Below are 9,599 nucleotides of genomic sequence, written 5' to 3'. Positions count from 1 at the left end.
GGACCCGACTTACCCTGATCCGATTAGCGTTGATCAGGAAACCTTAGTCTTTCGGCGAGGGGGTTTCCCGCCCCCTTTATCGTTACTTATACCTACATTTGCTTTTCCAGACGCTCCAGAATACCTCGCGGTACGCCTTCGACGCTGACTGGAATGCTCCCCTACCGATCATTTCAATGATCCCACTGCTTCGGTAGACAACTTAATACCCGATTATTATCCACGCCAGACTCCTCGACTAGTGAGCTGTTACGCACTCTTTAAATGAATGGCTGCTTCCAAGCCAACATCCTAGCTGTCTTAGCAGTCAGACTTCGTTAGTTTAACTTAGCTGTCATTTCGGGACCTTAGCAGGTGGTCCGGATTCTTCTCCTCTCGGGCACGGACCTTAGCACCCATGCCCTCACTCCTGAGGTAAAACTGATGCGCATTCGGAGTTTGTCAAGACTTGATAGGCGGTGAAGCCCTCGCATCTTATCAGTCGCTCTACCTCACATCAGTAACCCACAAGGCTGCACCTAAATGCATTTCGGGGAGTACGAGCTATCTCCAAGTTTGATTAGCCTTTCACCCCTACCCTCAGCTCATCCAGAAGCTTTTCAACGCTTATTGGTGCGGTCCTCCAGCTGGTGTTACCCAGCCTTCAACCTGGCCAAGGGTAGATCACTTGGTTTCGCGTCTGCCACTGCCGACTATACGCCCTCTTCAGACTCGCTTTCGCTTCGGATACGTGTGTCGTCACACTTAACCTTGCCGGCAAAGGCAACTCGTAGGTTCATTATGCAAAAGGCACGCCGTCACTGCTTTAAGCAGCTCCGACCGCTTGTAGGCGCACGGTTTCAGGAACTATTTCACTCTTCTGTTCGAAGTGCTTTTCACCTTTCCCTCACGGTACTGGTTCGCTATCGGTCTCTCGGGAGTATTTAGCCTTACCGGATGGTCCCGGCAGATTCACGCAGAATTCCTCGTGCTCCGCGCTACTCAGGATACTACTATGCTTCGACAACATACGAATACGCAACTGTCATGCTCTATGGTCTTTCTTTCCAGAAAGTTCTTCTCCGATGTCTTCATGCAACGACGTAGTCCTACAACCCCGATCATGCCGTAACATGAACGGTTTGGGCTATTCCCCGTTCGCTCGCCACTACTGGGGGAATCATTGTTATTTTCTTTTCCTGCAGGTACTAAGATGTTTCAGTTCCCTGCGTTAGCTCCTGAAATGATCAGGTGGCGTGTCTTCAACACGCCGGGTTGTCCCATTCGGAAATCCCCGGATCAAAGGTTATTTGCACCTCCCCGGAGCTTATCGCAGCTTATCACGTCCTTCATCGCCTCCGAGAGCCAAGGCATCCGCCATGCGCCCTTCTTTACTTTCCTTATTCATTCGCCCACACTTGCGTGCCAGCGGGATGATATATACTTTCAGCTCTTTACTACTAAAATTACTGTTTGCTTGTACAATATGTCATAGATCGGTCATCTTCGTATCTTACGTCTCTGATGGAGTGGAGAATAACGGATTCGAACCGTTGACCCTCTGCGTGCAAGGCAGATGCTCTAGCCAGCTGAGCTAATCCCCCGAATCTCAAGATTCGTAGTCCCAGGCAGAGTTGAACTGCCGACCTCTACATTATCAGTGTAGCGCTCTAACCAACTGAGCTATAGGACTAAGTTCAACCTAGTCTGTTTCATTAGACCCGGCTTCTTACTTTCTCTCTTCCGTCTTAATACGGAATCATATCTTGAATAAACAACAACAGCAGTACAAAAACAAAAACCTTTACTTTGGATCCTCTCCAGAAAGGAGGTGTTCCAGCCGCACCTTCCGGTACGGCTACCTTGTTACGACTTAGCCCCAGTCACCAGTTTTACCCTAGGGCGATCCTCGCGGTTACGCACTTCAGGTACCCCCGGCTCCCATGGCTTGACGGGCGGTGTGTACAAGGCCCGGGAACGTATTCACCGCGCCGTGGCTGATGCGCGATTACTAGCGAATCCAGCTTCGTGGAGTCGGGTTGCAGACTCCAGTCCGAACTGAGAGGGGTTTTAGGGATTGGCATCCACTCGCGTGGTAGCGGCCCTCTGTACCCCCCATTGTAACACGTGTGTAGCCCCGGACGTAAGGGCCGTGCTGATTTGACGTCATCCCCACCTTCCTCACATCTTACGATGGCAGTCTTGTCAGAGTCCTCAGCATCACCTGTTAGTAACTGACAACAAGGGTTGCGCTCGTTATGGCACTTAAGCCGACACCTCACGGCACGAGCTGACGACAACCATGCAGCACCTTCACACTCGCTATTGCTAGCTGAACCGTTTCCGGATCATTCGAGTGCAATTTAAGCCCGGGTAAGGTTCCTCGCGTATCATCGAATTAAACCACATGTTCCTCCGCTTGTGCGGGCCCCCGTCAATTCCTTTGAGTTTCACCGTTGCCGGCGTACTCCCCAGGTGGAATACTTAACGCTTTCGCTTGGCCGCTTGCCGTATATCGCAAACAGCGAGTATTCATCGTTTACCGTGTGGACTACCAGGGTATCTAATCCTGTTTGATACCCACACTTTCGAGCCTCAATGTCAGTTGCAGCTTAGCAGGCTGCCTTCGCAATCGGAGTTCTTCGTGATATCTAAGCATTTCACCGCTACACCACGAATTCCGCCTGCCTCAACTGCACTCAAGACATCCAGTATCAACTGCAATTTTACGGTTGAGCCGCAAACTTTCACAACTGACTTAAACATCCATCTACGCTCCCTTTAAACCCAATAAATCCGGATAACGCTCGGATCCTCCGTATTACCGCGGCTGCTGGCACGGAGTTAGCCGATCCTTATTCATAAAGTACATGCAAACGGGTATGCATACCCGACTTTATTCCTTTATAAAAGAAGTTTACAACCCATAGGGCAGTCATCCTTCACGCTACTTGGCTGGTTCAGGCCATCGCCCATTGACCAATATTCCTCACTGCTGCCTCCCGTAGGAGTTTGGACCGTGTCTCAGTTCCAATGTGGGGGACCTTCCTCTCAGAACCCCTATCCATCGTTGACTAGGTGGGCCGTTACCCCGCCTACTATCTAATGGAACGCATCCCCATCGTCTACCGGAAAATACCTTTAATCATGCGGACATGTGAACTCATGATCCCATCCTGGATTAATCTTCCTTTCAGAAGGCTGGCCAAGAGTAGACGGCAGGTTGGATACGTGTTACTCACCCGTGCGCCGGTCGCCATCAGCCTTAGCAAGCTAAGACCATGCTGCCCCTCGACTTGCATGTGTTAAGCCTGTAGCTAGCGTTCATCCTGAGCCAGGATCAAACTCTTCATTGTAAAAATATTCTTTCAACACTTAAGTTGACTTTACGCTCAAGGACTCCAAATCTATCAATACAATAAAAATATTGACGGTTCTTGTTTTTCCGTACACCATATTATATATATGGTGCACCGGCTTGTACTACTTGTTTGTTTATCTTAAATCTTTCAAAGAACTCTTATTCCTGTTTGCCATCGTTTCCGAAAGCGGATGCAAAGGTAAGAGATTTTATCGTAACCACCAAATGTTTTCGAAAGTTTTTTTTGAAAAAGTTTTTTTTCGAAACTTCCATAAAAGGCGGACCATCCATCCTCCCGAGGTCTTATCCGTTCTCGCTCCCTTAGCCCCGCTAAGGTAAGATACCAGGTGCAGATCACTATCAAGGAAATCTCCCACGTTTGTTTCACCAAGTCAGTAACACTGTCTGAAGTGCCGCATCTCTCTCGATTGCGGGTGCAAAAGTAGACCTTTTAACGCTAACAGGCAAACTTTCACAAGACAAATTATCCGGATTCCCTGAAACTTTTTTGTAATACGCTGAATCACAGATGTGTTACAAAGAAGGTTTTTATAACGGAGGACACGAGAGGAAAAAGACAGACACATTATAATATTCGCACGCGCGTAAACAAAAACGGAAGAGCTGGAACTAAAGAAGGGGAAGGCGCGAGTCCGGAGGGGCAACCAAACACCGTAAGCCAGGACAGGGAAGGGAAGACAGCTACGGAAAACACAGGACGAGGTACGCAGCACACACAACTGAGTTAGCAAAAACAGATGCCAATGCTACCACTCTTGAAAAACTTTAGGAAGGAAAACAGAAAAATGTTGTATCAAGCCTGAAACATACTTTCCCACCAAAGTCCGACAGACCCAAAAATCCGAATAAAAATGAAACTCAGTTCCTGTTTAAATGTTGTTCAGCATTCTTTTGAAAGTTTTTTTTTTTAAAATTAAACAACCTCTCATATCGCAAAGCAATTCCTATCTCACATCCCAGCTTCCCCCAATAACACCCGACCATGTTGTTTGCAACCAAAAACAGTTCTTATAACCTGTCTTCCCCATTTATTTTGTACCTTTGTCACACATTGAAAATCAATAAACCGAAATATTATAAAACTATGGCAAAGGAATTAGAATTAAAGTACGGCTGCAACCCCAATCAGAAGCCGTCACGCATCTTCATGCAAGAAGGGGAACTGCCTATCGAAGTATTGAACGGACGTCCCGGATACATCAATTTTCTGGATGCTTTCAACAGCTGGCAACTGGTCAAGGAATTGAAAGAAGCTACCGGACTGCCCGCAGCAGCCTCTTTCAAGCATGTCAGCCCGGCAGGAGCTGCAGTAGGAATCGAGTTGAATGACACCTTGAAGAAAATTTATTTTGTAAACGACCTACCACTTACCTCATTGGCTACCGCATATGCCCGCGCTCGTGGCGCTGACCGCATGTCTTCTTACGGAGACTTTATCGCATTGAGCGATACTTGCGACGAAGCTACCGCACGCCTCATCAACCGTGAAGTTTCAGACGGTGTCATAGCTCCCAATTATACACCGGAAGCGCTAGAAATCCTGAAAAACAAACGCAAGGGGACATACAATGTAATTAAAATAGACCCAGCTTACCGCCCTGTACCTATTGAACACAAAGATGTATTCGGTATTACTTTTGAACAGGGCCGCAACGAAATCAAACTGGACGAAAGCCTGCTGACCCATATTCCAACTAAAAGCCAGCATTTTCCAGACGAAGCAAAACGCGATTTGATTATTGCCCTCATCACCTTAAAATATACACAAAGTAATTCTGTTTGTTATGTAAAAGACGGACAGGTTATCGGCATCGGTGCCGGCCAGCAAAGCCGCATCCACTGTACACGTCTTGCCGGTAATAAAGCGGATATATGGTATTTGCGCCAACATCCTAAAGTAATGAATCTGCCGTGGGTAGAAAAAATCCGCCGTGCAGATCGTGATAATACAATTGATGTCTATATCAGTGACGACCATGAAGATGTTTTGGCTGACGGCATCTGGCAACAATTCTTCACAAAAAAACCGAAAGTACTGACCCGCGAAGAAAAGCGCGCATGGCTGGATACCATGAAGGGGGTATCATTGGGATCGGATGCTTTCTTCCCATTTGGTGACAATATAGAACGTGCGCATAAGAGCGGAGTGGCATACATAGCACAAACCGGAGGTTCTGTACGTGATGACCATGTAATTGACACTTGCGACAAATACGGCATCACCATGGCATTCACTGGTATTCGTTTATTCCATCATTAATTATTCATACTCAGTGCAAATTGCAACACGGATTTACAGATATAAAGCAAGTCATGTTTAGTCTGCAAAATCCGTGTTTACAATCCATATAAAAAATCGTCTTAAAATTTATATCCCGCTGTTACAAACCCGGTAATATTTTTCCCTTGAAGTTCTTTTTGAAGTTTGCACAGCCCTAACCGTCCTTCCACTCCTATCATATAATGCCGGTATTCCACCGACAACCCTATTGCCACTCCATAATCGAAACGGCGCAGATCAAGTCCGCCTTTGCCAAAAGTATCTATTTCAACCACATTTCCAGTATTCCAATCCGGCGTAGAAGATGATGACCAGCGATGCCCTAAAGCCTTGGTTTTACCACCAATCCCCCATGCTCCATAGGGCCCTGCAGCAACAAGTATATGAGTATTCCGATCCATTGCAAACCGGGCTGCCACCATTACAGGCAATTCCAAATAAGATACATTTACCTTCGCCTGAGCCGAAATTCCATCTGTTTCAACAGCCGTATGATTAGTCCCTTTGGAAACAAACGAGACGCCTGTTTGTAAAGACCAGACCTTATCAAAAGGGCATTCCAGACCAATGCCTAATTTATACGCCAGCTTTACTTTAGGAGATCCCATATTATCACCTATAATATTTGCCATGCCGATACCGGCCTTTATACTCCAATCCACCTGATTCTGAGCCGGAGCCACCGTTCTTACCATCACAAACAGTGCAAAAAGAAGTAGTTTTATCACCCTTACCCTATCTATTAGTGCCATATCCAAAAAGTTTGTGTCCTTAATCATAATCTGCAAATATAGCTTTTATTTTATAAACCACGTTTCATCTAAAAAAAATGGCTGCTTCTTTCTAAAAGAGAAACAGCCGTTCTTTATATATTTATAAGATTATATCTGTGGTCAGAATTTATAACCGATAGTGGCCAATGCAGAAAGATTATAAGCACTAGCACCACTAGCTACTTTAGTAAAACTTGTGCCAGTTTCAACACCTACGACTATTTTGCCAAATTCAAAAGCAACTCCTAAACCCAAACCGGCATCAAATCTTTTTAAACCATCATCACCGAAAGTATCAGCTTTCTCGGATACACCATCTATTTTAGTTTTTCCGCCAACTCCGTAAGCCAAATACGGACCACCTTTGAAAAGAAGGTCAAAATTACTGGCTGTATGTATCCGAGCACCAACCATCAAAGGCAGTTCCAGATAAAGCTGGTTGATTGTCACATCAACCACGTCCCAAGCATCAGTTACTCCATTACCTTTCACACCTTTAGAAATAAAATTCAAACCTGTCTGGAAAGACCATACATTAGTATTAGCAAAAGGTACTTCCAAACCTATACCCACTTTATAAGCAAATTTAGCATCTGTACCATCCGTATCATCACCATACCAGTTTGACATACCAATACCCGCATTCACATTCCACTTCAGATTTGATTGTGCAGAAACACCTAGTGTAACCAATGACAATAAAATAAAAAAGGCTAGTTTTTTCATGACTGTTTGTTTTTAGTTAATAATAAATTTCAGTTCCCAATTCGTTTGTACCGTCGTTACATTCACAAATATAAGCTTTATTTTGGAAACCAGTCCTAATGTGTAAAGAAAATAAGCGGAATCTTTCATGGAATGAAAAATTCCGCTCACCAAACTATTATATAGTTATATGATTCCTGATTATCAGATACACTTATATATGATTAGAATATATAATGAAAGCCAAAGTTTAACTCATCCGTATCAAAATCTATACCAACATTTTCACTCTCATATCCATGATTCTCTTTTTTGGAATATCCAAGGAAACCATACTTGGCAACCAGACAAAAATGATCAGACAATTTGATGGCAATACCCGGTTTAATACCAATATTCCACGAATTCAAAGCGTCATTTCCCTTCGTTTTTGAAGTAGAAAAGCCAAATCCGCCATCGGCAAATAACCGGACCACATTACTACTCAAAAAGAAATAACGTGCATAAGGAACAATAGTGAAAGTATTAGTTTTCACATCACCGCTTTTATTATATTCATAACCGACTACTGTACCGACAGACCAATCTTCACTTAGTTCATAACCGACTTCCGGCAGAATCTTGAAAGTAGTATTCCTTACTTCTGTTCCTTCTGTTTCCACTTTATCAGAACCTACTCCAAATGTTCCACCTACATACACCTGCGCATTTGCAGTAATAGCAATCAATGCTACAATAACAGACAATACAATCTTTTTCATCTCTTTTGTCATTTTTAAATTAAACTTTTTACCTATTGATTCACGCTGAAGAGGTTTGCCTTCTTTGTGTTTTGCATTGTAAAGGTACTGTTTATTTTATATTTTGCAACATATTTTACACAAGAACGAATAATTCCAAAACAAAAGAGAGGATAATTAGTTAATTATTAATAAAATACTGAATATTAAATTCAATCTACATTCCTATTTATTCTTATGTCTGTTAGCACGTTTTTTACGAAACTCAGCTTTCATCTTGGCAGCTCCCGACCCATGCAACCCTGTTATATAACTTTTCTTTTTAGCCTTGGTCTTCACTTTATCTTCTTGTTTACCATTAGGAGATTTACCACCTTTGAATACAATTCCTTCAGTGATTGCTTTTTCTATATCCATCGTCTCATTTTTTAGGCGTTAAATTCTGTTTTACTATCACTCTATTGCCGGTTTTGGCACAAACAATTTCCGTTTTGCGCAAAGTACGACCTTTCATATCAAAAATCAGATTCGGATTAAAATGTTGTCCATCTATCCGGAATTCCAAATGAAGGTGTTCGGTAGTGGCACGTCCGGTTCTGCCTGTCAGCCCTACTGCATCACCGGCCTTCACGATATCTCCGGATTTTACCAAGTTCCGGGAATTATGACTATAAATACTTTCCAATCCATTATCATGACGCACAACAACTACATTTCCATAAGCAGCGTATGTTTTTGCCATACGTACTATTCCATCAAATGCACAGCGGATAGTATCATTGGCCTTAGTCTTTATATCCGTTCCACTGTGCCCCCGGCGAGCTCCGTATGCAGAAATCACTTTACCACCGGGAAGAGGAAAACAATATTCATTCTCTTTTATACTATCCAGATGAATGGAGAAACTTTTGCGCTCATTAAAGAGCCCGGGGGTATTGACTCTGATATGGTTCACTTCCATCGCGGTAAAATTACTCTTAGCCGGTCCCCCAGCCCATGCTACCACACTTATGAACAATAAAAATAGTAATTGTGTGCTTTTCATTATCTTATTTTAAAAATAAATTAATTCTTCATCCTTGGACGCTGCAAACTCTTTCAAGAGCTCCAACATATAATCTGCCGCTTCCTGCAAACCTTCCTTGCCACTATATCCATTAATAATGGTCAGCAGATGCGTAGTTCCCGCCTCCAGTTTAGTACGCTCATTATCACTGGTTGGTGTACCGATTCCGCCCATAGCATCTCTGTAAACAGGCATTCCTTCTATATTCAACTCTCCACGTCCTATCCCTTCATAAGGTTCTCCGGATTTACCGATACCCAGCACCAATGTATCTCCTTGTATTTTATCCGCATCAAAGCCGCCGATGGAATATCCGTAACGAATAGATACCAAGTTAATCAGATCTACCAAAGTATCTATCTGATACAAGGGAATTCCACGCAGGATTCTACGGCAAAGCGCTTCCCCCGAAGGACGATAACGGCTAGGGTCTTTTCCACATTTCTTATAAGCCTCCCGAGTGGCATGAATCGTAACCATATCCTTAATGGAATCCGTAGTGTACATTTCACGATAGCGTACAGTGAACTCGTCTATCTTTTTCCACAAAGATTCGCTATAAGCAGTGTTTTTTACCGTAGCACGGATGGCTATACCGGCAAACTGCGGACAGGCTTTCTTTATTTCTTTCGATACTTTTATTTCCATATTCATTTTTATACTGCGTTATTCC

General features: G+C 43.8%; 7 protein-coding genes, 2 tRNA genes and 2 rRNA genes (1 of these 11 cut by a window edge). 1 reads left to right on the top strand and 10 read right to left on the bottom strand.

Annotated elements, in window-relative coordinates; translation table 11 throughout:
• From GKD17_RS02200 to GKD17_RS02185, 4 genes are all read right to left on the bottom strand, one after another.
• Nucleotides 1-1,380: ribosomal RNA gene (locus GKD17_RS02200) — 23S ribosomal RNA — on the bottom strand; it reaches 1,509 nt to the left of the window's first position.
• 129 nt (nucleotides 1,381-1,509) lie between these two features.
• Nucleotides 1,510-1,583 (bottom strand) — tRNA-Ala (locus tag GKD17_RS02195).
• Nucleotides 1,584-1,598: 15 nt separating this feature from the next.
• A tRNA-Ile gene (locus tag GKD17_RS02190) sits at nucleotides 1,599-1,672 on the bottom strand.
• A gap of 131 nt (nucleotides 1,673-1,803) precedes the next feature.
• Nucleotides 1,804-3,335 (bottom strand): 16S ribosomal RNA (locus tag GKD17_RS02185).
• Together the 16S and 23S rRNA genes with 2 tRNA genes alongside form the textbook arrangement of a ribosomal RNA operon.
• Nucleotides 3,336-4,445: 1,110 nt before the next feature.
• Between GKD17_RS02185 and GKD17_RS02180 the strand changes: the two genes are divergently transcribed.
• Entirely contained in the window at nucleotides 4,446-5,621 is a 1,176-nt protein-coding gene (locus GKD17_RS02180; protein ID WP_032935422.1) for a phosphoribosylaminoimidazolecarboxamide formyltransferase, read from the top strand.
• Between the two features lie 101 nt (nucleotides 5,622-5,722).
• On the opposite strand, the gene GKD17_RS02175 is transcribed toward GKD17_RS02180, so the two are convergent.
• From GKD17_RS02175 to GKD17_RS02150, 6 genes are all read right to left on the bottom strand, one after another.
• Entirely contained in the window at nucleotides 5,723-6,394 is a 672-nt protein-coding gene (locus GKD17_RS02175) for a porin family protein (protein ID WP_032935419.1), read from the bottom strand.
• Nucleotides 6,395-6,535: 141 nt separating this feature from the next.
• A complete protein-coding gene (locus GKD17_RS02170; RefSeq protein WP_007831415.1) occupies nucleotides 6,536-7,141 on the bottom strand; it encodes a porin family protein in 606 nt (201 codons plus the stop codon).
• Between the two features lie 203 nt (nucleotides 7,142-7,344).
• Complete coding sequence (locus GKD17_RS02165; protein WP_007842229.1) at nucleotides 7,345-7,881, bottom strand: outer membrane beta-barrel protein; 537 nt, start codon at nucleotides 7,879-7,881, stop codon at nucleotides 7,345-7,347.
• Between the two features lie 204 nt (nucleotides 7,882-8,085).
• On the bottom strand, nucleotides 8,086-8,277 hold the full coding sequence (locus GKD17_RS02160; protein WP_007831411.1) for a hypothetical protein: 192 nt from the start codon (nucleotides 8,275-8,277) through the stop codon (nucleotides 8,086-8,088).
• Between the two features lie 4 nt (nucleotides 8,278-8,281).
• Entirely contained in the window at nucleotides 8,282-8,905 is a 624-nt protein-coding gene (locus GKD17_RS02155; protein WP_007831408.1) for a M23 family metallopeptidase, read from the bottom strand.
• Nucleotides 8,906-8,914: 9 nt separating this feature from the next.
• Nucleotides 8,915-9,574, bottom strand: coding sequence for a B3/B4 domain-containing protein (locus tag GKD17_RS02150; protein ID WP_032935416.1), 660 nt, complete (start codon nucleotides 9,572-9,574; stop codon nucleotides 8,915-8,917).
• Nucleotides 9,575-9,599: the final 25 nt, after the last annotated feature.

The sequence above is a fragment of the Phocaeicola dorei genome, from assembly GCF_013009555.1.
Taxonomy (GTDB): domain Bacteria; phylum Bacteroidota; class Bacteroidia; order Bacteroidales; family Bacteroidaceae; genus Phocaeicola; species Phocaeicola dorei.
This window is presented reverse-complemented; position numbering and strand designations above follow the sequence as displayed.

Bases quoted from the DNA above. Each gene is read 5' to 3' on its own strand.
- GKD17_RS02175 (WP_032935419.1), bottom strand. From the start codon at position 6,394: ATGGCACTAATAGATAGGGTAAGGGTGATAAAACTACTTCTTTTTGCA.
- GKD17_RS02170 (WP_007831415.1), bottom strand. From the start codon at position 7,141: ATGAAAAAACTAGCCTTTTTTATTTTATTGTCATTGGTTACACTAGGT.
- GKD17_RS02165 (WP_007842229.1), bottom strand. From the start codon at position 7,881: ATGAAAAAGATTGTATTGTCTGTTATTGTAGCATTGATTGCTATTACT.
- GKD17_RS02180 (WP_032935422.1), top strand. From the start codon at position 4,446: ATGGCAAAGGAATTAGAATTAAAGTACGGCTGCAACCCCAATCAGAAG.
- GKD17_RS02150 (WP_032935416.1), bottom strand. From the start codon at position 9,574: ATGGAAATAAAAGTATCGAAAGAAATAAAGAAAGCCTGTCCGCAGTTT.
- GKD17_RS02155 (WP_007831408.1), bottom strand. From the start codon at position 8,905: ATGAAAAGCACACAATTACTATTTTTATTGTTCATAAGTGTGGTAGCA.
- GKD17_RS02160 (WP_007831411.1), bottom strand. From the start codon at position 8,277: ATGGATATAGAAAAAGCAATCACTGAAGGAATTGTATTCAAAGGTGGT.